General features: G+C 61.3%; 22 protein-coding genes and 1 tRNA gene. 10 read left to right on the forward strand and 13 right to left on the reverse strand.

Going from position 1 to position 25,287, the window contains the following annotated elements; all coding sequences use genetic code 11:
* Positions 1–403: 403 nt before the first annotated feature.
* Both ACM561_RS03590 and pdxH read right to left on the reverse strand, forming a co-directional pair.
* Positions 404–1,195 (reverse strand): SDR family NAD(P)-dependent oxidoreductase, encoded by a 792-nt coding sequence (locus ACM561_RS03590; protein WP_309773550.1) that lies wholly within the window; start codon positions 1,193–1,195, stop codon positions 404–406.
* Complete coding sequence (pdxH, locus tag ACM561_RS03595; protein ID WP_425908100.1) at positions 1,192–1,833, reverse strand: pyridoxamine 5'-phosphate oxidase; 642 nt, start codon at positions 1,831–1,833, stop codon at positions 1,192–1,194. The genes ACM561_RS03590 and pdxH overlap by 4 nt, the downstream gene beginning before the upstream one ends.
* A 41-nt stretch (positions 1,834–1,874) precedes the next feature.
* Between pdxH and ACM561_RS03600 the strand changes: the two genes are divergently transcribed.
* On the forward strand, positions 1,875–2,354 hold the full coding sequence (locus ACM561_RS03600; protein ID WP_425908102.1) for an RT0821/Lpp0805 family surface protein: 480 nt from the start codon (positions 1,875–1,877) through the stop codon (positions 2,352–2,354).
* A gap of 121 nt (positions 2,355–2,475) precedes the next feature.
* Entirely contained in the window at positions 2,476–3,432 is a 957-nt protein-coding gene (locus ACM561_RS03605; RefSeq protein ID WP_425908104.1) for a DnaJ C-terminal domain-containing protein, read from the forward strand.
* 189 nt (positions 3,433–3,621) lie between these two features.
* Here ACM561_RS03605 and ACM561_RS03610 read toward each other — a convergent pair whose 3' ends face one another.
* From ACM561_RS03610 to ACM561_RS03620, 3 genes are all read right to left on the reverse strand, one after another.
* On the reverse strand, positions 3,622–3,915 hold the full coding sequence (locus ACM561_RS03610; RefSeq protein WP_425908105.1) for a hypothetical protein: 294 nt from the start codon (positions 3,913–3,915) through the stop codon (positions 3,622–3,624).
* Positions 3,908–4,540: an acyl-homoserine-lactone synthase gene (locus ACM561_RS03615; protein ID WP_425908107.1), complete on the reverse strand. Its 633-nt coding sequence runs from the start codon at positions 4,538–4,540 to the stop codon at positions 3,908–3,910. The genes ACM561_RS03610 and ACM561_RS03615 overlap by 8 nt, the downstream gene beginning before the upstream one ends.
* A 78-nt stretch (positions 4,541–4,618) precedes the next feature.
* Positions 4,619–5,344, reverse strand: a complete 726-nt coding sequence (locus ACM561_RS03620) for a helix-turn-helix transcriptional regulator (protein WP_425908109.1) — start codon at positions 5,342–5,344, stop codon at positions 4,619–4,621.
* Between the two features lie 630 nt (positions 5,345–5,974).
* Between ACM561_RS03620 and ACM561_RS03625 the strand changes: the two genes are divergently transcribed.
* On the forward strand, positions 5,975–6,568 hold the full coding sequence (locus tag ACM561_RS03625) for a histidine phosphatase family protein (protein ID WP_425908110.1): 594 nt from the start codon (positions 5,975–5,977) through the stop codon (positions 6,566–6,568).
* Positions 6,569–6,690: 122 nt separating this feature from the next.
* Positions 6,691–7,797 (forward strand): chorismate synthase, encoded by a 1,107-nt coding sequence (aroC, locus tag ACM561_RS03630; RefSeq protein ID WP_425908112.1) that lies wholly within the window; start codon positions 6,691–6,693, stop codon positions 7,795–7,797.
* A 138-nt stretch (positions 7,798–7,935) separates the two neighbouring features.
* Here the strand turns inward: aroC and ACM561_RS03635 are convergent, their stop codons facing one another.
* The 8 genes from ACM561_RS03635 to ACM561_RS03670 form a co-directional block, all read right to left on the reverse strand.
* Positions 7,936–8,994 (reverse strand): class I SAM-dependent methyltransferase, encoded by a 1,059-nt coding sequence (locus tag ACM561_RS03635; protein WP_425908114.1) that lies wholly within the window; start codon positions 8,992–8,994, stop codon positions 7,936–7,938.
* Between the two features lie 135 nt (positions 8,995–9,129).
* Complete coding sequence (locus ACM561_RS03640) at positions 9,130–10,392, reverse strand: class I SAM-dependent RNA methyltransferase (protein ID WP_425908116.1); 1,263 nt, start codon at positions 10,390–10,392, stop codon at positions 9,130–9,132.
* Entirely contained in the window at positions 10,385–11,140 is a 756-nt protein-coding gene (locus ACM561_RS03645) for a TlyA family RNA methyltransferase (protein WP_425908118.1), read from the reverse strand. The genes ACM561_RS03640 and ACM561_RS03645 overlap by 8 nt, the downstream gene beginning before the upstream one ends.
* 199 nt (positions 11,141–11,339) lie before the next feature.
* Entirely contained in the window at positions 11,340–13,268 is a 1,929-nt protein-coding gene (dxs, locus tag ACM561_RS03650) for a 1-deoxy-D-xylulose-5-phosphate synthase (RefSeq protein WP_425908120.1), read from the reverse strand.
* A gap of 527 nt (positions 13,269–13,795) precedes the next feature.
* Entirely contained in the window at positions 13,796–14,047 is a 252-nt protein-coding gene (locus ACM561_RS03655) for an exodeoxyribonuclease VII small subunit (RefSeq protein WP_425908121.1), read from the reverse strand.
* A gap of 66 nt (positions 14,048–14,113) precedes the next feature.
* A complete protein-coding gene (locus ACM561_RS03660; RefSeq protein ID WP_425908122.1) occupies positions 14,114–15,043 on the reverse strand; it encodes a histone deacetylase family protein in 930 nt (309 codons plus the stop codon).
* Between the two features lie 190 nt (positions 15,044–15,233).
* Positions 15,234–15,992 (reverse strand): crotonase/enoyl-CoA hydratase family protein, encoded by a 759-nt coding sequence (locus ACM561_RS03665; RefSeq protein WP_425908124.1) that lies wholly within the window; start codon positions 15,990–15,992, stop codon positions 15,234–15,236.
* Between the two features lie 29 nt (positions 15,993–16,021).
* Positions 16,022–17,806 carry an acyl-CoA dehydrogenase family protein gene (locus ACM561_RS03670; RefSeq protein ID WP_425908125.1) on the reverse strand — a complete coding sequence of 595 codons (1,785 nt, stop codon included), beginning with the start codon at positions 17,804–17,806 and terminating at the stop codon, positions 16,022–16,024.
* Positions 17,807–18,105: 299 nt separating this feature from the next.
* Between ACM561_RS03670 and ACM561_RS03675 the strand changes: the two genes are divergently transcribed.
* From ACM561_RS03675 to ACM561_RS03700, 6 genes are all read left to right on the forward strand, one after another.
* A tRNA-Gln gene (locus ACM561_RS03675) sits at positions 18,106–18,180 on the forward strand.
* A gap of 554 nt (positions 18,181–18,734) precedes the next feature.
* On the forward strand, positions 18,735–20,606 hold the full coding sequence (locus ACM561_RS03680; protein ID WP_425908127.1) for a KAP family P-loop NTPase fold protein: 1,872 nt from the start codon (positions 18,735–18,737) through the stop codon (positions 20,604–20,606).
* Between the two features lie 25 nt (positions 20,607–20,631).
* The gene (gene qatB, locus ACM561_RS03685; protein ID WP_425908129.1) at positions 20,632–21,429 is read left to right on the forward strand and encodes a Qat anti-phage system associated protein QatB; all 798 of its coding nucleotides are present in this window, start codon (positions 20,632–20,634) and stop codon (positions 21,427–21,429) included.
* Positions 21,426–22,700, forward strand: a complete 1,275-nt coding sequence (qatC, locus tag ACM561_RS03690; protein WP_425908131.1) for a Qat anti-phage system QueC-like protein QatC — start codon at positions 21,426–21,428, stop codon at positions 22,698–22,700. Before qatB ends, qatC begins: the two co-directional genes overlap by 4 nt.
* Entirely contained in the window at positions 22,697–23,488 is a 792-nt protein-coding gene (gene qatD / locus ACM561_RS03695; RefSeq protein WP_425908132.1) for a Qat anti-phage system TatD family nuclease QatD, read from the forward strand. The genes qatC and qatD overlap by 4 nt, the downstream gene beginning before the upstream one ends.
* Entirely contained in the window at positions 23,485–25,104 is a 1,620-nt protein-coding gene (locus ACM561_RS03700; protein WP_425908134.1) for a phospholipase effector Tle1 domain-containing protein, read from the forward strand. Before qatD ends, ACM561_RS03700 begins: the two co-directional genes overlap by 4 nt.
* Positions 25,105–25,287: the final 183 nt, after the last annotated feature.

Below are 25,287 nucleotides of genomic sequence, written 5' to 3' on the forward strand. Positions count from 1 at the left end.
CTTTCCAAGAAAAATTGCTGCCATAACCCGTGCATGACATCGCGGGAGTTACAATGGTTGAGAAAGTCGTAACAAGGGATCGCAACGTCCTCGATTTTCGTAGCTATCAACGGTTGCGCAGATTCAGTGCGGACAATGCTGCGGTCGCTCCCATACGCATATGCCGGCATTGCGGTGCAGCGTTGCTCGACGGCGAGAACGACGACGATTGTTCCAGCGCGGGTCTCGCTGCGCCGATATTGCGCGCGCCGTCACGAAGGTCTTGCGCGGATTGAATTTAGCGTCCTCATCCCGGATACGCGATTTCACGTGAGCTCGGATTTCCATGGCGGGAGCTATGGAGTCCGACGGCGACTGCGGTTCCGGAAATGATATGTGCCAATGGTGCTTGTCCGCGCCTGGTCTATACGTGTTGGCCGCCGTTGATGTGGATCTCCGCGCCGTTGACATATGAACTTGTCTCCGTGCAGAGCACGTAGACGATTTTTGAGACTTCGTCGGGGGTGCCGAGGCGACGCAGCGGGATCTGGCGCTGGACGATCTTCTCGGTTCCAGGCGACAGGATCGAAGTGTCGATCTCGCCCGGCGCGATTGCATTCACGCGTACGCCGAGGCGGCCGAAGTCCGCCGCCATCTCGCGGGTCAGTGAGGCCAGCGCCGCTTTTGAAGTTGAATAGGCCGCGCCCGCGAACGGATGCACGCGCGAGCCGGCGATCGATGTGACGTTCACAACAGAGCCTTTCGCAGCCTTCAGTTCGCCGATCAGTCCGCGCGCCAGCATGATCGGCGCCATGAAGTTGACGCGGAATACCTTCTCCCAGGTCTCCATGTCGGTGTTCAGTGAGCCAAGCCGCGCGCCGCCCTCGCCCTTCGGCGAGATCGCGGCATTGTTGACCAGCGCGTGCAGCTTACCGCCTTCGAGCCGCGATCGGATCTCCTGGATGGCCAGCATTGTGTTTTCGGGGTCGGACAGGTCGACCTGAATGTGGTCTTCGGGGCCGGCATCCCAGGGGCACTGTTCCGGAAACGGATGCCGCGAGCAGGTGATGACCCGCCATCCCGCGCTGGAAAACCGGATTACGGTCGCGTGGCCGATGCCGCGGCTCGCGCCGGTCAGCAGCAATGTGCGGCGCGGCGCGTTGGGGTCGACCGCCGTTGCCATCTCGGTTCGAGGATTTGCCTTGTCGGGGGTCATGGGTACAGCCTTGTCTTGGTCCACGGCGCATCAGGCGCCGTGCGGCGGAATTCGATGCGGTCGTGCAGCCGGAATGGGCGGTCGTGCCAGAATTCGAATTGCGTCGGTGCGATCCGCCAGCCGCTCCAGCCCGGCGGTCGCGGCACACCGCCGATGATGTATTTTGCGGCTTCCTTCGCGATCGCCTGCTCGAACGCGAAACGGCTTTCCAGCGGCTGCGACTGCTTGCTGACCCAGGCGCCGATCTGCGCCTGCTTCGGACGCGTGGCGAAATAGGCATCGGCCTCCGCATCGGTGACGGGCGTCACGGGCCCACGCACACGGACCTGCCGGCGTAGCGACTTCCAGTGAAACAACAATGCCGCTTTGGGATTTGCGGCGAGTTCGCGGCCCTTGGCGCTGGCGATGTGGCTGTAGAACACGAAGCCCCCGGCATCGAAGCCCTTCATCAGCACCATGCGCACATCAGGCAGGCCATCGGCGTCTGTGGTAGCGAGCGCCATGGCATCGGGGTCGTTTGGTTCTGACACGACGGCTTCCGCGAGCCACGCCGCGAAGAGGGCAAAAGGATCCTGGGCTTCCGTGAAATCACCGGACGTTAACTGGCTTGTGTTCTTGATGTCCGTGGTGTCGTTCATACGGGGTCCACAGGTTGCGCCGGTCTATCGTCGAAAGTCCGTTGCGGTCCTTATACAGGGCAAACCTGTATAGGGCACGTCTGCGCGTTGGCCTATCCGCGATCGGACCCTTCGCCGCCATCGTGGCGGCGATCATGATCGGGGCGACGACCGGAGGCTGCAGTATGGCACGGAATCAAGCGGCGTTCGCGCAGATGGGGGACAACGAGGCTACCGGATCGATCGCAGCGCTGAACCATGCACGTCCGACGGATACCGATCTTGCTTTCGCGCGCACAGCCGCCTCCGACGTGCTGACTAAAGGGAATAAGGATGCGAGCCAGCCATGGGAAAACCCCTCGACCGGCGCGCGGGGCTCGGTGACGCCGCTGGCACAGGCCTATAGCGCCGAGGGGCGCACTTGCCGTGATTTTTTGGCGAGTTACGTTAACGGAAAGTTCGAAAGTTGGTTGCAGGGGGCGGCGTGCAGAGCCCGCGGCGGTCAGTGGGAAATCCAATCCCTCAAACCCTGGCGAAGCTGATGCAGAACGGCAGCTGCGAATAGCTGAACCACCTCGTTGCAAAAATGCCACGGATACCCCAAATGATAGGCACGGTGGGTCCGGGGGCTCATTGTCCAGATTCCTGAAGGAGACGGTACGGATGCGCGACCCCTATGAGGTCTTGGGGGTGCAGCGGGGCGCCAGCGCCGCGGCGATTAAAAGTGCTTTTCGCAAGCTCGCGAAGAAGCACCACCCCGACGCCAACACGAACGATCCCAAGGCCGCCGAACGGTTCGCGGAGGTGAATTCCGCCAACGAGATCCTAGGCGACGAGGTCAGGCGCAAGCAGTTTGACCGGGGCGAGATCGACGCAGACGGCAAGCCGCGCTTTCAGGGTTTCCCGGGCGGTGGAGGTCGCGCTGGCGCGCGGCCGGGCGGCGGTTTCGAGCAGTACGGCTTCCGCGGTGGCGGTGGCCCCGGGGGTGATGGTGGCGGGTTTGAGGACATTATCAACAGCATGTTCGGCGGCGCGCGGGGTGGACGCCGGCCGGGCGCGCAGGCATTTGATTTTGAGTCCAGCACGTTCGGTTCGCCTGATCTCGATCTCAATATCGCCATGACAGTAACGCTCGAGGAGTCGGTCAAAGGTGGCGAGAAACGCATCCGCCTGCCCAGCGGCAAGGAACTCAATGTCAGAATTCCGGCCGCCGTAACGTCGGGCCAGCAGATTCGGTTGAGAGGGCAGGGCGAAACCGTGCCCGGACATCGCCCCGGTGATCTCCTGATCACGGTGACGGTCGCTCCGCATCCGTTCTTCAAGATCGACGGGGGCGATTTGCGCGCCGAGCTGCCTATCACGCTCTATGAGGCGGTGCTGGGCAGCAAGGTGCGGGTGCCGACGCTCGGCGGCGCAGTTGAACTGTCGATCCCGAAGAACACTTCGGGCGGCCGCACCTTCCGGCTCAAGGGCAAGGGCATCCCGAAGGGGGGGGCCTCCGGCGATCTGTTCGTTACGATGCGAATCGTTCTGCCCGACGGCAATGACTCCGAGCTAGAGGCGCTCATGGAGAAATGGCGCGACGCGCGCTCCTACAGCCCCCGTCGCGATCTCGGTTAGCCCGTATGCGGCGGCGAACCTAATCACGCGATGTGTTGGCCGGGATTTCCATCCGGCGGTCGCTCTACCGTGCCCGAGGATGCTCAGTCCATTTAAGTCTTTCCTCAACTGGCCACGCTGCTCACTCCGGTGGAGGGCGTGTTTTTGCGGCGGATAGCCGCAAATCCCAACATCCTTTTACTGTCGGTTTTATTGCAGTTGTCGACGAGCCCCCGTTCGCCTTTCTGAACGCTTAATCTCGTTTGAACCGATCGCGGCCTGCATCTCCTCATAGAGTTCAAGTTTCGCCATTTCCAGGAGGAGTTTCACCAAGCCGAGATCGAGTTGGCAGGACATTTCCCAAGCGTCATCGATCAACTGCTCAACCGCTGCATATCTTTCGAGACGAACTAACATTGTCGTGCCGCTCCAACGGGTATGGCCATGAAAAGATTGCTGGTGATCGAATCCGCCGAAACGGGCTTGAGCTTTTTGGCTAAGCACGAAGCCGCTGATCCGCCTCAGGTTGGGCAACAATGGCTTGGGCGACATTGCCCCGCATTTCCTGAAGTTTCTGCAGCGTGCGTCGATCGAACGCCGCGGTAACGGCGATAATTGAATCTTTCCCGATCTGCTGCGGCAATCCGAGGGGGGTCACGCGAAAGTTCAATTGCACCAAGCGAAGAAGCCACAACGGATTCATCTCGATGATGATCTTTCCGACGCCGCTCGCTAGGCCCCATTCGACGATAGACGACAAAAGCAGGTTTCCGGCGGGGCTCAAAATGCGTCCGCGGTCGCGATGTTCTCGCGTCACGCAATAGCGCGTCCATTCCCAAATATGTGGTCCTACAGGGAAATCGCCTTCGCACAAGTGCGGAAGCACCTCCGTGAGGAGGTGTGGGCGCATCGATGGCAACATCCTTTGATATCCAAGGACGCGACCGTCTTCGATGTAGAGCATGTGGAGTGCGCGGCCGTCGTCGAACTGGTCGATCTCTCGGCCGTCAGGCTTGCGCAGATCTTCCCACCCCATTTCGTCGACAAAGACATTGTGACGCAACCGATAGGCCTGTTCCATCTCGCACTGATAGGCCCCGATATTCTCAGCCGTTACGATGTGAATCATTGAAGTTCTCCGCCCATGTCTACGCCGAGTTAGGGCGAAGGAAGGGCGGCGAACAAGTACGGGAATCCGTACCTTGACCTATCGGATAAGGTTATGTCTGAGCGCGGTCGCGACGGTCTGGGTGCGGTTCGTGGCGTTCAGTTTGGCGCGAAGCTGACGTGCGATCTTGTCGACGAGGTGTTCTGAGACCTTCAGAATAACACCGATCTCCCAATCACTTTTTCCTTCCGCCATCCACTGCAGGATATCCATTTCTCGCGGAGTCAGATTCACTGGGGCTGAGTTATATTTTTGCGCGAGGGCTCGCGCGAAAGCGTGCATGGCGATGAGTTGTAGCTGTCGCCGCACCTTGGGGGGGACTTCAGCACGCTCACTTGCCAGGGAGAAACCGGCCGTTTGACCATCGAGGGTGATCATCGGAACAGTGAATCCGCACCCGAGATTAAACTCGCGCGCTTCCCCCATGATGCGCGTCGGCGCCGGTGTGTTCCGATACGTTGGTTCAAGCTCGGACCATAGAAATGGTTCCGTGGAGGTGTTGACCCTATGGATGGTGGGATCGTCAAAAAGATAACCTTGCGTGAAATAGCGCTCGCTCCACGCTTTCGGCCATTGATGCAAAACGACATTTGAGATTTGCTGCTCTGCAGTCATCCCTGGAACGGGAATGATGCCTGCGAGCACATGCGAAAAGCCGAACGGGCGCGCGACGTCAATAACGACATCGGCTATCTGTGCCAGGGTCGAAGCCTTATCAAGTCTCGTAATACAAGTTAGGGTATCGTCCAGCGTCTGTCGCGACATTGCGGCCCCCGAACTGCCTATATAGGCGGCTGAGTACACTATCGAGCGACATTTGGATAAATTGCAACTGTTGTATAATGCGGCGTGTCGCTACGGCCGCTACAGTTTGGGCTTGGCTGCCCGGGCAACTTGGCGATTTCCTCATTCCCTCGATCCATCAGCTTCGGACCCGTTTGCCTTGATCGTTGTGCAAATCTGACGGTTTCTGATTCGCAACGCGGGTAAAATTGCTCAACCGTATCGTCCGCCTATCGTAGGATTTGGGAAGCAATGTTTGAGCCAGTCGACGATGATTTGCAGTTCCGCGATTCGGTCGGGACAATATTGGAGCATTTTTCGAAACTCACGGCATTTTATTTAGTTCCGGCAGTTGCGAATGGGTAGTGATATTGCGGCGGGCCGATGACCTGAAAACGCGCCCTGCGGTCCGGGATGCGATATTGGCAGTCGAGCGGTTCATAGCCTCTGTATTTCCGCTGATCCAAATAGTGTGTATATGTCGGCCCATCAACCGTCACCGCCCCTGTCCGACCTCGGGTCGAGGCGTCCCACGGCCTTACGGCCTTGCAAGGCGAAAACTTGGAATGGCTTCGTTGGTTCTAATTGGTCGTCAGTCCAGCCGCCTTTGATATGCCCACCATCTATTACATCCGTCACGGCAAGACCGAATGGAACGCCCTCGGCCGTTTCCAGGGTCTCCAGGACATTCCGCTCAATGATCTCGGCCGCGCCGAGGCGACAAAGGCGGGGGACATTCTGCGCAAGCTGCTTGCGCGTGAGGATCGCGATCCCGTCGGATTGGGTTTCGTCACCAGCCCGCTTGTCCGCGCGCGCGCTACCATGGAACTGACGCGCGGCGTCCTGAACCTGCCGCTTCATGACTATTCCGTCGACGACCGGTTGCGCGAGGTCGGTTACGGGCATTGGGAAGGTCTGACCCTGGCGGAGATGAGGGTCGCCAATCCCGATGTCTATGCCGCTCGTGAGGCTGATAAATGGAGCGTGGCGCCGCCGGGCGGCGAAAGCTACGCCTCAGCCACCTCGCGGTTGCGCGACTGGTATCATTCGCTAAGGTCCGCCACCGTCGCGGTCGCGCATAGCGGCACGGCGCGGGCGCTGATGGTCGTGATGGGGCTTCAGACTGCGAAAACAGCCGCCAGTCTGCGCATCGAGCAGGGTGCGGTGTACGTGCTCGGCGAGGATGGGCTGGCCAAGCATAGTTAAGCAAGAAACCGCCTCCCCCGGCGCTTTCTGAGGTGACAGGGCGGCCGAACCGCAAGCCGGAAAGTTGCGATTTGCGCAACATGCCGCTACGAGAAGTAGCGGTTTCGCGCTTTGGATTATCGATGTCTCACAATACCTTCGGTCACCTGTTCCGGGTCACGACCTTTGGCGAGAGCCACGGGGTAGCAATTGGCTGCGTGGTCGACGGTTGCCCGCCGCAGCTCGCCCTAACGGTCGAGGAGATCCAGCGCGATCTCGACCGCCGCCGTCCCGGCCAGTCGCGTTTTACGACGCAGCGGCAGGAGCCGGATGCGGTGAAGATTCTGTCGGGTGTTATGGCGGATCCCGAAACCGGCCAGCAGGTAACGACGGGTACGCCGATCGGACTTTTGATCGAGAACGCCGACCAGCGCTCGAAAGATTATTCTGACATCAAGGACAAGTTTCGCCCCGGCCATGCCGACTTCACCTATGAGGCAAAGTACGGTCTGCGCGACTATCGGGGGGGCGGGCGTTCCTCGGCGCGCGAGACCGCGATGCGGGTCGCGGCCGGTGCTATCGCGCGCAAGATCGTCCCCAATATGACCGTGCGCGGCGCGCTGGTACAGATGGGTCCGCACAAGATCGATCGTGAGAAATGGGATTGGGACGAGATCGCGCGGAATCCGTTCTTCTGTCCCGATAAGGACAAGGCCGCGTTCTTCGAGAGCTATCTCGATGGCATCCGCAAGAGTGGTTCATCTATCGGCGCCGTGGTTGAGGTGGTGGCCGAAGGGGTGCCGGCAGGACTCGGCGCGCCGATCTATGCCAAGCTCGACGGCGACCTTGCCGCGGCGCTGATGAGCATCAACGCGGTCAAGGGCGTCGAGATCGGTGCTGGCTTTGGTGCGGCCGCGCTGACCGGTGAAGAGAATGCCGACGAGATGCGCAGTTCTTCGTCCAATGTGGGCAACCACGGTCCGGTGTTCACCTCGAACCATGCCGGCGGCATTCTCGGCGGCATATCCACCGGCCAACCCGTTGTGGCGCGGTTCGCGGTGAAGCCGACCTCGTCCATCCTGTCGCCGCGTAAAACCATCGATCGCAACGGCACCGATACCGATATCCTCACCAAGGGCCGCCATGATCCTTGCGTCGGCATCCGCGCCGTACCGGTGGGAGAGGCCATGGTGGCCTGCGTCCTGGCGGATCATTTCCTGCGACACCGAGGGCAGGTCGGCGCGCGCTAGAGCCTTTCCGCTTCTGATTGAATCGGAAGCGAACCTCCAGATTGTTGTTCTGACGCGTTTTCTTTACGCGAACCGGTATCCACTTCGCTCAGAATCGCTACAGGACATGGCCCGCAGGACGAGAGCCGATCTATCGGCTCAGACTCGCGCCTCCAGCACCAGGTTAAACGGTGTTTCCGCCGCGCGGCGTAACTGAGAGAAACCGGCAGCCTTGGCGACCTCGCGGAGCCTGGCCTCGCCGGCTTGTGCGCCAAGCGCGAGGCCGACCTCTTGGGCCATCGACGCTGGCGTGCAGACCATGGTGGACGCCGCATAGAACAGCCGGCCAACCGGATTGAGGTTGTCTTCCAGTTTGTCCTGGGCGAACGGCTCGACCAGCATGCAGGTGCCATTCTTCGCCAGCGTCTCCCTGACGTGGCTGAGTGCGCCGACAGGGTCGCCCATGTCGTGCAGGCAATCGAAGAAGCATACCAGATCGTAGTCGTTGGCCGGATACGTCTTGGCGGCGGCGACTGCGAAGGTGACGCGCTGGTTCAAGCCCTCGCTGGTTGCGGCGGCTTGCGCGGCGGCGATCGAGCCCGGATGGGCATCGAAGCCGAAGAAATGCGAATTTGGATAGGCTTTGGCCATCAGCAGCGTCGAGATGCCGTGGCCGCAGCCGATATCGGCCATTTTGGCGCCACGTTCGAGTTTGGCCACGACGCCGTCGAGCGCGGGCAACCATTCTTGCACCAGATGGTGCTTATAGGTCGTACGGAAGAAGCGCGCGGTGCCGCAGAACAGGCATTCGGCGCGGTCGTTCCAGCCGACTCCTTTGCCGCTCTTGAAGGCTTCCGAGACCTTCGGCTCATCGAGCATGATCGCGGCCATCATGTCGCCGATCGCGCCCATGAACACCGGGCTGTCGTCGTCGGCGAACACCATCGCCTGTTCCGGTAGCATCGAGAACGTCTTCGTCGTTGCGTCATACTCGACGTAACCCGATGCAGCCTGCGCCGATAGCCATTCGCGCACGTAACGCTCAGTAGTACCGGTGGCTTGCGCCAGTTCGGCGGGCGTCATCGGGCCTTTACTTGCCAGCGCCTTGTAGAGCCCGAGGCGGTCGCCGGTGCGGATCAGGGCTGCATTGGCGGCCGCGCCGATATCGGTGACCATCTTGCCCATGAATTGATTCAGACGATCCATATTCACGTCCATGGAAGCCTCTTGTGAAGGGTCATCCCGGGTCCGATCGACCTGCCTTGATACGCGAGCCATGGCGTTGGAGGAAGCGATACCTCCGGATGACAAACGGAGCCCCTCGGTCGTGGGTCATTGTACGCCGCGAACGGTTCACCGCTGGCGTGAAAATTTCGCGACCAGTTCGATGTGCGGCGAATGCCGGAATTGATCGACAGGCGTTACAGTCTCCAGGTTGTAGCCCCCATCGATGAGGATGCGCGCGTCACGCGCAAATGTCGCCGTGTTGCACGACACTGCGACAACGACGGGAATCCTGCTGGCTGCGAGTTGTTTGCTTTGCGCCTCTGCTCCCTTCCGGGGCGGATCGAAGACCGCCGCATCGAGGTCACGCAGTTCCTGGGCCATCAACGGGCGGCGGAATAGATCGCGAATCTCGGCCTTGATCGGTTTCAGCCCGGGGACTGCTGTCGCCTTCTGTAACGCCGCCACTGCGGCTGCGTCGCTGTCGAAGGCCGCGATCCGCGCTCGGGCCGCGAGCCGCAGCGCGAATGGGCCGACGCCGCAGAACAGATCGGCGATATGCTTGGCCTTGCCGCAATGCGCGGCGACCCGGGCCGCCAGCGTTTCTTCGCCGGCGACCGTCGCCTGTAGGAATGAGCCCGGCGGAAGGACAAGCCGGGACGCGCCGATCTCGATCACAGGCGGCGCGCGCATCAGTACCAGTTCGCCGTGACGAGTCAGCCGCGCCAGCCGGTGCGCCTCTGCGATACGCGATAGTGTTGCGACCAACGCGGCGGGCAGTTGTCCGGAGCCGCGGACGTCGACATCGAGACCATTGCAGGTCGCGGTCACCTGGATATCGAGCGGCTTGTTCGCAGGCTTCAGCGCTTCGGCTAGCTCACGCGCTGCATCAATCGCACTGTGGAGGGCAGGGTCGAGCACCGGGCAGGCATCGATCGGCACGATGGCATGGCTGTTCGGTGCGGAGAAGCCGACGCGCAGCTTGCCGCCGTCGCTCCGGGCATGGAGGGTAATCCGCCGGCGGCCGGCGCCATGCGCGTCGATGAGTTCGCCCACAGCACAGTCGATGCGGGCCTGTGCCAGCGTGTCGATCACGATCTGCCGCTTCCAGGCGCGGTAGGCCTCCGGCCGCCAGTGCTGGATCGCACAGCCCCCGCATGCGCCAAAGTGAGTACAGAACGGGACGATCCGGTCCGGGCTCGCTGTTGCGATTCGGAGGAGGCGCGCGCGGTCGGCACGGCCGGTGAGCGGTTCGATCTCGACGGCTTCTCCGCCCAGTGTGTAAGGGACATAGACGTTGCCGCCATCGGTCTGGGCGACGCCGTCGCCGCGATGACCGACGTGATCGATGGTCAGGTGCGTGTTGTCGATTTGAGATTCCTGCTTAACCACGGCGGGCACCCAGGAAGAATTCGATGTTGCCGTCGCCGCCTGGGATCGGGGACGGGAAAATTTCTATATCGCTGCATCCCAGCGTTGCCGCGAAGGTAGCGATATCGTTGCACACCGCCCGATGCACCGCTGCGTCGCGGACGATGCCTTTTTTGATCGCGACACGCGGCGCCTCGAACTGTGGCTTGATCAACGCGAGCAGATGCATCGGAGCTGCCGCCAGCGACAATGCGACCGGAAGGATGGCTTTCAACGAAATAAAGCTCGCATCCATCACCACCACGTCCGGCCGTTGCGGCAGCCGCGTGCCCTCCAGCGAGCGGATGTCAGTGGACTCCATCGACACCACCCGGGGATGACCGCGCAGGCTCGGATGCAGTTGATCGCGGCCGACATCGACGGCGAACACCAGCGACGCACCCTCGCTCAGCAGCACTTCGGTGAAGCCGCCGGTCGAGGCGCCGACATCAAGACAGATATGGTTCTCGATTTCGATCGGATACGTCGCGAGCGCGCCGGCAAGCTTCACGCCGCCGCGCGATACGTAAGGGTGCGCGGGACGCGCCTCGATCGCGGCATTGACGTCAATCGTCTCGGAAACTTTTGTTACCGCCTTTCCGTCGGCGGTAACGAACCCGGCCTCGATCGCGGCTTGAGCCCGCGCCCGGCTTTCGAACAGGCCGCGCTCGACCAGCAGAACGTCGGCTCGCTTGCGAGCGTGGGGTCCGGTATTGTCGCGCTTCGCCATGGTGAGCTCAAAGCCTTGAGGCCGGCTGGAAACCGATCCGATGCGCGCGGGCGATTTATATCGTCTTCATTGCGAAGAGCACTTGCGACGAAGCAATCGGGTCTTCGCGTGCAACGCTGGATTGCTTGGCCCAGCGCAAAATTGGCAAGGGCCAATTTTGTCGCGTGCGCGCAATAACGGCGCGCGCATCATGTGATGCTCAGGCCAGCTTGACGGTCTCGGCGCTGACGTTCTTGCCGAGTGCCTCGAATACCTTGGCGACGATACCTTTGGCGTCAAGCCCGGCGTTAGCGTACATCGCGGTTGGGGTATCGTGGTCAAGAAACTCGTCCGGCAGGATGATCGAGCGTACCCGCACCAGGCCGTTGTCCAACGCGCCGTTATCCGTCAGCGTCTGCAACACGTGGGAGCCGAAGCCTCCAACTGAGCCTTCCTCGATCGTGACAAGCACATCGTGGTCCCGCGCGAGTTTCAGCACTAGGTCAACGTCGAGCGGTTTCATAAAACGGGCGTCGGCGATGGTGGTGGACAGGCCATGCGCTGCAAGTTCGTCGGCCGCCTTTTCGCATTCGGCAAGACGGGTGCCGAAAGACAATAGCGCGACCTTGCTGCCGTAGCGGACGATGCGGCCCTTGCCGATCGGAAGCGGAACGCCGACCTCCGGCATTTCGACGCCGCGGCCTTCGCCGCGCGGATAGCGTACCGCGCTGGGGCGGTCGTTGATCGCGACCTGCGTCGCCACCATATGCACCAGCTCGGCTTCATCGGACGCCGCCATGATGACCATGTTCGGCAGGCAGCCGAGAAAAGCGTTGTCGAACGAGCCGGCGTGTGTCGCGCCGTCGGCGCCGACGAGGCCGGCGCGGTCGATGGCGAAGCGCACCGGGAGCGACTGGATCGCCACGTCGTGCACCACCTGATCGTACCCACGTTGCAGGAATGTCGAATAGATAGCACAGAACGGCTTGAAACCCTCGGTAGCGAGACCGGCGGCGAACGTCACAGCATGCTGTTCGGCAATGCCGACATCGAAGGTCCGATTCGGAAAAGCCTTGTTGAAGATGTCGACGCCGGTGCCGGACGGCATCGCCGCGGTGATGGCGACGATCTTGTCGTCCTTCTCGGCTTCCTTGACGAGACTCTGGCCGAACACGTTCTGATAGGCGGGTGCGTTCGGTTTCGATTTGGACTGCGCGCCGGTGGAGATGTCGAACTTGACCACGGCGTGATACTTGTCGGCGGCGGCCTCCGCTGGCGGATAGCCCTTGCCCTTCTGGGTCACGACGTGAACCAGGATCGGCCCGTTCTCCATGTCGCGGACGTTCTTCAGCACCGGCAACAGGTGATCGAGGTTGTGACCGTCGATCGGGCCAACATAGTAGAAGCCGAGTTCCTCGAACAGTGTGCCACTGTTGGTCATGAAGCCGCGCGAATATTCCTCGACGCGCTCGGCACGGTCGGCGATCATTTTAGGCAGGTGCTTGCCGAGCTGCTTGGCCGCCTCGCGCAGCGAGCGATAGGTCTTGCCGGAGTATAGCCGTGACAGATAAGCGGACATTGCGCCAACCGGCGGCGCGATCGACATGTCGTTGTCGTTGAGAATGACAATGAGCCGCGAGTTCATCGCGCCGGCATTGTTCATCGCCTCATACGCCATGCCTGCGGACATTGCGCCGTCGCCGATCACGGCGATGACGTTGTTCTTGCCGCCCGAGAGGTCGCGCGCCACCGCCATGCCGAGGCTGGCCGAGATTGAGGTCGAGGAATGCGCGGCGCCGAACGGGTCGTAGTCGCTTTCGGTGCGCTTGGTGAATCCGGATAGGCCGCCGCCGGTGCGTAGCGTGCGAATGCGGTCGCGACGGCCGGTCAGGATCTTGTGCGGATAGGCCTGATGGCCGACATCCCAGATGAGTCGGTCGCGCGGGGTATCGAAGACGTAGTGGATGGCCGTGGTGAGCTCGACCACGCCGAGACCGGCACCGAAATGCCCCCCCGTCACAGAAACCGCGTCGATCGTCTCCAGACGCAACTCGTCCGCAATCTGCCGGACCTGCTCCACCTTGAGCTTGCGCAGGTCGGCGGGGGTGCGGATGGTGTCGAGAAGCGGGGTCTTATTGAAAGCGGTCACTGCGACATTTCCAATCTTGCATGTCCGGGAGCGGCAAACGGACGCTGGCGTGGTCACGCAAAAAGCGTCCAAGAGCCACGAAACCTCCCGCGCTGAGAAACGTGAGTCCGAAGTTTACCTGATGCTCCGGCCGGGAATTATGATAGGCGTCACTATGTGTCGGATCGCGTAGTCCAATCATTTTTGCAAGCTGCTTGAAGCACTTACTCCACTTGAGCGCCAGCGGCGGAGCCGGTTCGCATCGTTCCAGAAGCATTTACACCAAACCCGCCGCTAAAGCCAACGGGGCCCCCTTTCACTCGAGTAGAGGTGACTCTGCCGCAGGTTCAAGAGTTCCTGAACCGGGCTACTGAAATGTTAACGTGGTCGAGGAGCGTAGGTTGCAGCCTTGGAAGCCCTCGCGGGACCACAATAAAATGACAATTCATTCAAGGGTTTTTAATACCTCTTAATAACGCTGACCTTTTGACCGACCATATGAAGAGCATGCCATAGCGATCCGCCCCCTTCCCGCGACGTGCGGTGCTTCACTGTACGTCGAGCGGCTCGGTGCCTGTGACCTGGCCGGAAGCATCCGTGGTAATTTTCTCTACCCTTGCTTCTGCCCGTCTCAACAACTCCTCGCAGCGCCGTTTCAGCGCTTCTCCGCGCTCATAGATCGCAACCGATTCCTCAAGCGCGACCTTGCCGTCCTCCAAGCGCTTGACGATCGATTCGAGTTCCTCGATGGCATGCTCGAAGGAAAGCGTCTTCACGTCAGCAGGGGCATTTTCGGCCATCTGGGTTTTTCCGACTCGATTGTTTGGGCGGATTATGACGTTTTTCGGGAATATCGCGGCACATTGTCACGCACCCATGAGTGCGGCGACATGCGCGGCCACCGAATCCTGCAATCCTTTTAGATCATAGCCGCCCTCGAGCACCGAAACAATTCGGCCGCCTGCTGTCGCGTCAGCGATATCCATCAATTTGCGGGTCACCCATCCGAAATCGCTCGCGGACAGATTGAGATTAGCCAATGGATCGCGACTGTGCGCGTCAAAGCCCGCGGAGATGACCAAGAGTTCCGGCGCGAATTTCTCGAGCCGAGGAAGGATCAGGTTGTCGAACGCGGAACGAAATTTGGCTCCACCGTCGCCGGACGCCAACGGCGCATTGACGATGGTGTCGTGATCGCCGCGTTCGCTGATGGCGCCGCTGCCCGGGAACAGCGGCATCTGGTGCGTCGAGCAGTACATGACCGATCGGTCGGCCCAGAAAATGTCCTGCGTGCCGTTACCGTGATGCACGTCGAAGTCGACCACCGCCACGCGGTCGATCCCGTGCTTGCGCTGGGCATGTCTCGCCGCGATGGCTGCCTGGTCGAATAAGCAGAAGCCCATCGCTCTACCGGGCTCGGCATGATGTCCGGGAGGACGCGTGGCGACGAACGCGTTGCTCGCATCGCCGGCGATGACGGCTTCTGTCGCCGCGATCGCGCCGCCGACGCCGCGCATCGCCGCCTCCCATGTCCCCGGCGACATTGAGGTGTCGCTGTCGAGATAAACCAGACCATCTGTCGGCGAGAGATGCCGGAGCTCTCCGATATAATGCTCGTTGTGGCAGAGAGCGACTGAATCCAGCGATCCTTCGGGGGCCTCGCCGCGCGTCAGATTCCTGAAGCGATCTCCGGTCAGCACCTCCTCGATGGCACGAATCCGATCCGGCCGCTCCGGGTGACCGGGCGGCGTCAGATGACCGAAACTGGCAGCATGCGTGAGAACCAGCGTTGTCATGCAGTATCCTGGCCGCCACGTCGGCATCGCGGGGCAGCGAAAGTCAATGGTATCGGGTTGGGCGTGGTTCCGAAAGTGCGCGTTGGCGCCTCATGGTACCATGGCTGGCGCGGCAAGAGCGAGGGCGAACCGCGGCTTGCGCTTTCGTCCTCCATACAGGCGGGAGCCTCGTGGATCTCGCTATCGCTCGTCATCGCTTCTTGCGGGCGAAGAACGCCTGGAATGCAGCGATCGCTTCCTCCGAGCGCAACCGCTCCCCAAACAGACGGCTTTCCAGGTCGATCCGGCGCGTCAGCTCCTCCGGCGGCGGTTTCAGAAGCTTGCGCGAAAGCGCGACGGCTTCCGCCGGCAGTGTGCAGATTTCGCGGGCGATCTTTTCGGCCTCGGCCGCGGCTTCGCCCGGCGCGACCACGGTATTGACGAATCCCGCCTCGCGGGCCTCATTCGCGTTGAGTGTGCGCCCCATCACCAGCATGGCGAAGGCGCGCTGATAACCGATCGACTGTGGCGCGAGCAGGCTGGATGCGCCTTCCGGAACCAGACCGAGATGGATGAAAGGAGTCGAGAACGTCGCCGAGCTTCCGGCGAGAACGTAATCGCAATGGAACAGCATGGTGGTGCCGATGCCGACGGCGATACCGTCCACCGCTGCGATCAGCGGCTTGGTATTCTGCACCAACGAGTAGAGGAATTTCACCGCATCGGAAGCGCGTTCATCGCCGCCGCCAGAAGTGCCGTCTTTTAGGAAATCGTCGAGGTCGTTGCCTGCCGTGAACACGCCGGAGTTGCCGGTGATGACGATACAGCGGATCACCGGATCGTTCTGCGCGCTGTCGATGGCGCCGCTCATCGCGCGATACATGTCCCGGGTGATCGCGTTCTTCTTCTCGGGGCGTTGCAGAGTGATGACGCGGATGGCGTCATTGTCGCTGACCAGGAGATGTCCCATGGGTTCGAGCCTGTCGGTGTCGCAGGAATTCAGTCCAGCAAGACTGCCTCGGCGCTGTTGATGGCTTCCGCGCCGTCGATCACCGTGCGCTCCAGCGCTGGAGCCTGCACAGCGACATTCTCAGCGAAGAAGCGCGCCAGCGTAACGTAACGCAAAGGGTCGCCGAACCCCTCGCTGGAATCGCGCGCTGCGAGAGCTTCTTCCGCGAGTTTGCATCCGCCGAGCGTCGACCCGAACAGCCGCAGATACGGCGTCGCGCCGGCCAGCGCATCGTTTGGCGAGGAGGTCAGCCGCTCCAGAATCCAATTGCTCGCGCGTTCGAGCGACCCAAGCGCATCGCGCAGTCTCGTACCGGTCGTGCCGAACGCGGGATCGTTCGAGGTTTCGACGCGCGCGACGATCTTGGACAGTTCGTCGAGAAGAGCGCGCACCGCAGCGCCGCCGTCCGCCCCCAGCTTGCGTGTCACCAGATCGATCGCCTGGATGCCGTTGGTGCCTTCGTAAATCGAGGTGATGCGCGCGTCGCGATAATGCTGCGCTGCGCCGGTCTCCTCAATGAACCCCATGCCGCCGTGAACTTGAATGCCGAACGAGGCGACCTCGTTGCCGATGTCCGTCGAAAAGGCCTTTGCGATCGGCGTCAAAAGTGCACCGCGGGTGGCGGCGGCCGCGTGCACCTCGGGATCGGTCGCGCGCGCCGCGACATCCAGTGCGACGGCGGTGGCGTAGCAGATGGAGCGGGCGGCGGCGGTGAGGGCGCGCATCTGCATCAGCATACGCCTGACGTCGGGATGTACGATAATGGCGTCCATGCCGTCGCCGGATGCGCCAACGGCGCGTCCCTGTCTGCGCTCCCGCGCATAAGCTAGCGCCTGCTGGTAAGCACGTTCCGCAATGCCGACGCCCTCGAGTCCGACGGCGAGCCGGGCCTGATTCATCATCGTGAACATGCACCGCATGCCGCGATTTTCCTCGCCAATCAGATAGCCGACGGCGCCGCCGTCATCGCCCATGGTCATGGTGCAGGTCGGTGAGGCGTGGATACCGAGCTTGTGCTCGAGGCCGCTAACGTGGATGTCGTTTCGCGCGCCGAGCGAGCCGTCGGCGCTGACGAGGAATTTCGGAATCAGGAACAGCGAGATTCCCTTGGTGCCGGCGGGCGCATCGGGCAGTCGCGCAAGCACGAAATGCACGATGTTCTCGGTCATGTCGTGGTCGCCATATGTGATGAAGATCTTGGTGCCGAAGATGCGGTAGCTACCGTCGGGGACGCGTTCGGCCCGGCTGCGCAGGGCGCCGACATCCGAGCCCGCCTGCGGCTCGGTCAGTTGCATCGTGCCGGTCCAGTCGCCGGACACTAGTTTTTCGAGATAGATCGTCTTCAGCGCGTCGCTGCCATGGGTGTGGAGCGCTTCGATCGCGCTGAGTGTCAGCAGGGGACACAGGCCGAAGGCGATATTCGCCGCGCTCCAAATTTCGGTACAGGCGGCGTTGATGGCAAGCGGTAGCCCCTGTCCGCCGAAATCCTCCGGCCCCGAGACGGCGTTCCAGCCCGCCGCCGTCCAGCGCCGGTAGGCGTCGGCCCAGCCGGGCGCGGTTGTCACGTGCCCATCGTCCAGCCTCGCGCCATGCTGGTCTCCGGCGCGGTTGAGCGGCGCCAAAACCTCGCTCGCGAACCGGCCCGCCTCCTCCAGTATCGCGGCTGTGATCTCAATATCGAAGTTTCCGTAATGGCCGGCCTCGACCGCGTCCTTCAGCCCGGCGCCGTGGTTGAGGGCAAGGAGCATGTCGCTGATCGGAGCGCGATAGGTCATAACGGTGCCTCGGGAGCAGGGCCTGACAGGGGACGGCCTCCTGTCATATTATGAGTCGCGAGCAGTCTTTCCACCAAAACGCGCGGCTCTCAACCTTTCCAGGAAGGCGGGATGCGGCCCGCCTTCAAGGGCGAGCCCCAGCCTGGCTGGACATTTCCCGCGTTGACGGGAAGGCGGGTTTGAAATGGGGTCCAACCTTTTCAGGCGTCGCCGGCCGGTTGAAAAGACAGGGCACTGTCTGTAGACCGGCGGGGCTCGAGAAAGTCTGCGAGACTATGTTCCGTGCATTTTCGGGCCGTTGGGGCGTAGCCAAGCGGTAAGGCAGGGGATTTTGATTCCCCCATTCGGAGGTTCGATCCCTCCCGCCCCAGCCATGCAGTCCGATGTTTTCGAAAAACTCGGGAGGGTTAGCGAAAAGGCCCGATATTAGCGCGCTTTTGGCGTGGAGCTGTGTGCTTCCAACGTCAACCTAGGCTCTTTTCTAGGCAATTTTTGCTGAAAGTCTCCAGCTTCCGCTGAAAATATTCCCGTTTTGACGAGATCCAGGTTGGAGAACAGTTCGGTCGCGACCGGTTGGGTTGGGACGCAGTGGAGCCTAGAAAGATTGCTCTGCCACGTGTCAACGGCGCATAAGAGAATGGTACGGAATTAACAAAAGCTAGTCAGTGCAGCCGTGGGCAAAGTTGGTCCCCTATAAGTTGGTCCCCTAATCGGGGCAAAGTAGGTCCCTAGTTCGACGCTGCGGCGCTGAGTGAAAAACAGGAGATATTTGGGGGCGAGCTTCTGCTCGCCCCCAAATGGCGCAACGAACGAACCATGAATCAACCCTGACACACATGACGGTGCTCGTGGCTGCAATCTCTCGAACGTATGAGGTACCAAGCGCAGCACTCTGCAACCAGTGCCTCCGCAAACAGCGAGATCACCAATGTGGCCCGACAACGAAACCGAACGCGACTTCCTGAACTTTTCTGGCGTCGCTGACACCGTCGCGGAAATCATCGTCCAGGCGCGGAGCCGCCCGATCTCCATCGGAGTTTCGGGAGCGTGGGGCATCGGAAAGTCCTCGATGATCAAGCTCACGCGATCCGCCGTCGCGGCGCGCGAAAAGAAGGACGGAGCCAACAAGTACGTTTTTGTGGAGTTCAATGCGTGGCTCTACCAAGGTTACGACGACGCCCGCGCCGCGCTCATGGACGTGATCGCGGCCAAGCTCGAAGAGGAAGCCGAAACCCGCGAAACGGCGATCGACAAAGTCAAGTCGCTCGCAAAGCGGATCAAATGGCTACGCGCCGCAAAACTTGCAGCGACATCAACGGTCTCAATGTATTTCGGCGTCCCGCCCGCCGGCGCGATTGGCGAACTGGTCGGCGTCGGAAAACAGATCTGGAACGAAGGGCTCGGCAAGGAAATCATCGATCCTGCAAAACAAGCGGCGTCGGATGCGGCGAAGGAAGGCAGCGGTCTCCTAAATCCGAAAGAGGAAACGTCGCCGCCGAAGGAAATCCAGGTGTTGCGCGACACCTTCGAGCAGACGCTCGAAGAGCTCGGGATCACGCTTGTCGTGCTGATCGACGATCTCGACCGATGCCTGCCCGAGACCACAATCTCGACGCTGGAAGCGATCCGCCTGTTCCTCTTCCTGAAGAACACCGCCTTCGTCATCGCCGCAGACAATGACATGATTAAGCACGCCGTGCGGAAGCACTTCGTCGGCGTCAGCGACGACTTGCTCGTCACCAACTATTTCGACAAGCTTATCCAGGTTCCGATCCGGGTGCCACAGCTCGGCACCCAGGAGGTCCGTGCGTACATGATGCTGTTGTTCGTGGACAACAGCGAACTCTCCGAAGGCGACAAGGAAAAGATCCGCTCAGCCATGATCGCCCAACTCAGGCAGACTTGGCAGGGAAAGAAGGTCGATCGTGCCTTTGTCCAGTCTCTGGGCGTGAAGCTGCCCGGGCCCCTGGTGGGCCAGTTCGACACGGCCGAACGGCTCGCCTCGCTCATGACCACCGCCTCCGGCATCCTTGGCAATCCACGCCTGATCAAGCGCTTCCTGAATGCGCTTTCTATCCGCATGACGATCTCGAAGGCGCAGGGCGTCAGCGTGGACGAGGCCGTGCTCGCCAAGCTCCTGCTGTTCGAGCGCATTGGCGACACTGCCGCCTACGCCGACCTGGTCAAGCACGTCAGTGCCGACACCGAGGGAAAGCCAGCATTCCTTAAGGAGTGGGAAGAAGACGCAACGGCCGGGCGTGAACTGGAGATGAAGGCGCCGTGGACGGGCGACTTCGTGAAGGAGTGGCTGGCACTCTCGCCACCCCTGTACGACACCGACCTTCGCGGCGCGCTCTACGTCAGCCGCGAGCATGCCCCGCTCATCACTCCCGAAGATCGGCTGTCATCCGACGCTGCCGAATTGCTTTCCGCGCTCCTCGACCATCCGGAGGTAGCGAATAGCCTGAAGGACAGGCTCACCCGTGTCGCTCGCATCGAAACCACGGTGATGATGGATCGGCTGTTGGAGCGCGCCAGGAAGGAACAGGAATGGGGCGCTCCACCGATACTCAACGCTTGCATCGCACTTGCGGATGCGGATCCGGTTCAAGGTCCCCGTGTCGCCGCCTTCCTGGCGGATCGGCCCTCGCAGCAAATTCAACCGAGCATCGTTCCGAAGATCCGTGACCGCACCTGGTCAGGGACAGTTCTAGATACGTGGATTTCCGCGGTAGGAATATCGAAACCGGTCAAGAACGCGATCAAGCAAGCGAGGGAAAATGGGCACGTCGCAGTCTAGCGATGGACCGGGCTCCGGCGTACCCATGGTGCCCCCATGGACGCCGGCTGCGCCTCAGGATCCCGTGCCGCCGGCCGAAGAACCCGATGCCACACCGGAGGATACCCCCTCCGAGGGGGACGTGGCCCCTCCCGGTCTTCAGGCTCCGCCGATCGCGCCCGAGGGAAGATTCGGCGGTGTTCGCACTAGCTTGGGAAATTTCGCGAGATCAGGCGATAGCGGCGATCTGAGACGCAGCCTCGGACACTACGTCCGGAGTGGCTACGGCGGATCTAACACCGCAACCCAGCGGTTCGGCGGCACCGCCGAAACCGCCGGTTCGTTCGGCCACGCGTTCTACTCAACTGCAAGCGGTGCGGCGGATGCACCGGTCGATGTGGCGGCGCTCGCAGGGCGATCGACCGAGGAAATCGCGAATGCGATCATCGAAGCGGTAAGGCCCGTCGATGGCACGCAGGACTCTGAAGCGGAACGCGCCGCGATGCACGACGCGATGTCAAAACTGTTAACCCAATATCCGGATGCCGACCTGCTTAACCTGTCCGACGCGGAGCGAGAGTTTGTCATCGAAAAGTTCACCGCAATCGACGTGGCGAGACGGTTCGAGCTCGACGTCGGAAAGCATCTGCTTGAGAAGGCTCCGACCGCGACCGTTGCGTTGGCTCGCTTGAAACAGATGCGCTCATATATAGCCGAAACGGTCGCTGCATCCTTCCGCAAGTTGAGGGACCAGGGCAGGACCTTGACGGCCGGCCGCATCGCTCGTGTCGTGCAAGCTGCCCTACGCGAGACCTTCGAAGTCTTCGAAGGATACGAAGAATGAGGCTGCTGTGCGCACCACCAGCGGTCGGCCGCTTGAACGAGGCTGGCGCGATAAGGATCATGCTATACGGCCAGGCCGGAGCGGACGAACGCGGAAGCGCTGGCGCCGCCGTGCGCAACGTGATCCGCAAAGAACGGCTGGCGCCAGCGCTAAGAGCCTGGGATCTCCTGTCGATCGCGATGTCGGTCATGGCTGCCGACGCGGCAGGCCAACGAAAAGAAAGTCCCGACGGCTGGACTCGCGAGTTCGAGATGGAGATCGCAGTTTCCGATCCGGTGTTCTGGAACGCGGCAGCCGGCATGCTCACGGGGATGTTGGGATTCCTCACGACGGACAGATGGGTATTCCGTTTCATCGCCGGCGGCGCGGCACCTCAACCCCCTGCACAAGTATTCGTACCGCCCGAAAACAGCGTCGTGCTTCTGTCGGGAGGACTGGACAGCCTTAGCGGCGCCATCGACCTCGCCGCGCAGGGAAGCCGCCCCGTCGCGATCAGCAAGACCGTTCGGGGCGACGGGGCAAAGCAGGTCAATTTCGCAGCGTCGATCGGCGGTGGATTAAGGCACTTTCAATTCAACGATAATGCCAAGGTCCCCGTAACGGACGACACCACCCAGCGGGCACGCTCCATCATCTTCCTTTCCTTCGGCGTTCTCGTCGCCTCGGCGCTTGCTTCCTACCACGCCGGCGCAATGGTCCCCCTCTACGTCTGCGAAAACGGCTTCATAGCCATCAATCCGCCGCTGACGGGAAGCCGCCTCGGTAGCCTGAGCACGCGTACCGCGCATCCGTACTTCCTGGCGCAATTCCAAGACGTCCTTGAAGCCGCCGGTCTTCGCGTCGAGATACGTACTCCCTACGCCACCAAGACGAAGGGTGAGATGCTCAAGAAATGCGCCGATCAGCCACTGCTGCAAGCGTTCGCGGCGGGCTCTACGAGTTGCGGCCGCTTCCAACGATATAACTATCGGCATTGCGGACGCTGCGTTCCCTGCCAGGTGAGAAGGGCAGCGTTCCTGGCTTGGGGAGTGCAGGACACCACCGAATACGTTTTCGAGGCGCTCGGTCGCGACGACTCCGATCATGCCGGCTTTGACGACGTGCGATCGGTCGGCATGGCGCTGGCCGCCGCGAAGGGTGACGGCTTCGACGAATGGCTCGGCAGCGCGCTTTGCTGGCCGCAAATCCAGGAGCGCGCCGCACTCAATGAGATGCTGCGCCGCGGACTCGGCGAGCTCGGCGCGTTGCACGTTAAGTACGGTGTCAAGTGATCGACCTTCACGTCCATATCGACCTCTACCCCGATCCGATCGCGATGACGAAGGAATGCGTCGAGCGCAACCTTTTCGTCCTATCCGTGACGACCACGCCTTCCGCCTGGTCGGGTACCGCCGCGCTCGCTAAAGACGCCGCGCGCATCCGGACCGCATTAGGCTTGCATCCACAGATCGCACACGAGCGCCAGAGCGAGCTACCGCTCTTCGAGGAATTGCTTCCGTGCACAAAATACGTGGGAGAGATCGGTCTGGATGGCGGTCCCGAACTGAAGGGGACATGGGACGTGCAGCGGCGGGTGTTCGACGAGATCCTGCGAATGTGCAGCACCGCCGGCGGCCGGGTCATGTCGATCCACAGTCGACGTGCTGCAACGCCGGTCCTCGATAGCCTGGCCGCAAGAAGCGAAGCGGGCGCGGCCATCCTGCACTGGTTCTCTGGAACACGGCGAGAGCTCCAGCGAGCCATTGATCAAGGATGCTGGTTCAGCGTGGGGCCGGCGATGCTCGCTGGCGAAAAGGGTCGAGCAATGACCGCTATCATGCCACCCGATCGGATACTCACGGAATCGGACGGCCCCTTCGCCCGGATCGACGGACGTCCACTTTTTCCTTGGGACGTAGAGGCGGCAGAGAAAGCGCTCGCGAAACTCTGGAGTGTCTCCGACGAAGAAGCTCGACATCGTCTGCTGGAAAATCTCAGACGGTTGACCACCCATGTCGCGCCGGAAAAATCCGACGCTTTCTCGCATGACCGAAGTGCTGACAACCGGGAGCGGATATGAGCAAGAACATCGTGGTGTTCTCGGACGGCACCGGTCAGGACGGCGGCGCGCGTCCGGAACAGCGGATCAGCAACATCTACAAGATGTATCGCATTTCGCGCGACCACGCCGACACTGGCATCGATCCGTCGCAACAGGTCGTATTCTACGACGCCGGCCTCGGCACCGACGTCGGCGTCACTGCCTTCACGGCTCCGGTCCGTTTCGTCCAGAAGTTGCTTGGGTCAGTTACCGGCGACGGAATCAAGCGCAACATCGCCGACTGCTACGAATTCGTCGTCAACCACTACGAAGAAGGCGACCGCATCTTTCTGTTCGGTTTCAGCCGCGGTGCCTACACCGTTCGCAGCCTAGCGAACCTGCTGATGCTCTGCGGAATACCGACGAAAACTCCGGGCGGCCCGCTGATGCGGTATCGCAAGGCAGTCAAGGACATCGCATGGGAAGCTGTCGACACCGTGCTCGAACACGGCGCTGGTCATCCGCGGGAGGAATTTGAGGCCGAACGGCTGGAATTAGCCAGGCGATTCCAGATCAAGTACGGATCTGGCGATGGTTTCGATGCAAACGCCGCTGCATACTTCATCGGCGTGTTCGACACTGTGGCTGCACTGGGCGCCAGCGGCACTAGGCGCCTCGCTATCCAGGCGGGACTGACGGCTGGCGTAGCCGCTGCAGCCTTCGTTGCTGCTCTGGTCCCAGCTGCTGTCGTCGGTGTGATCACGTCCATCGTCTCTGATGCCGGGCTGCTGTGGGGGTTCATCGTGCCGGCATGGGCAGTGACACATATAGCGATGCTGGCCGCAGTAATGTGGTTTCTAAAGAAACAGCGGACCGTCAACCGCAAGACCATCTACGACTTTCCAAACAAGGGGGACCCGCCGCGCTCGCACGACGCTGAATGGACGGGAAAATACTTCGATAGGCTTCTCAGCAAGCACGTTCGGTTCGCGCGATCCGCTAATGCTATCGACGAAACCCGAAAGGATTTTGATCGCGTAGGCTGGGGCGGTACGGAACCGCCAGTCCATGCGCCGACGCCGGGCGTTCCCCGCCTCATCCAACTCTGGTTCGCCGGCAACCATTCGGACATCGGCGGATCCTATCCAGAGCCTGAGTCGCGGCTCTCGGACGTCTCCCTGCATTGGATGTGCGAACAGGCGATCTTCGTGCCCGACGGACTCAAGACGGGCCCGATATTCGTCAACGGCGCGAAAATTCCGCTTACGGGCGAAGCCGGTCCTGCACTCAACATCTTCCCTGCGGCGGACGGCGTGCAGCACTGCGAGGTCGCCGGCATGCGTGATACGCTAGATGCCCTCGCAGCGAAACTACCGAAGTGGGGCTGGCTGCAGCGCTACATCGCCGGCAAGAACTGGGAGACGAAGGTACGAGAAATGACGCACGACGCGCCGGTCGATCCGACCGTGAAGACCCGCGCCAACCTGCCTAAGGTGACCCAATGCGCTAACGTAGGACCATACCGGCCGGAAGCCTTACGCAACCACGATGACTTCAAGGAGTATTATTCACCAGCTGAAGGAACATCGAGTCATTCGGGGCCTTCATCTAAGGACCTGACGTCAAATCGCATCTTCAATCAGCAAGTGCGCTAGTGATGAAGATTATTTACCAGTGAATCGTGCCCGGATCGATCCGATCGATAAGATCGACTATGTCACCCCCGGTTATCACTTACCCTTGGAGGTGTGGAAGGATGCCGGTTTCAAGATCCAGAAGGTGGGTCAACCGATTTTCTATTATTGCTGAAGCGACGGAGGCGAGCTCAACGGCAGCTT

The sequence above is a fragment of the Nitrobacter sp. TKz-YC02 genome (assembly GCF_049852135.1).
GTDB classification, from domain to species: Bacteria; Pseudomonadota; Alphaproteobacteria; order Rhizobiales; family Xanthobacteraceae; genus Nitrobacter; species Nitrobacter vulgaris.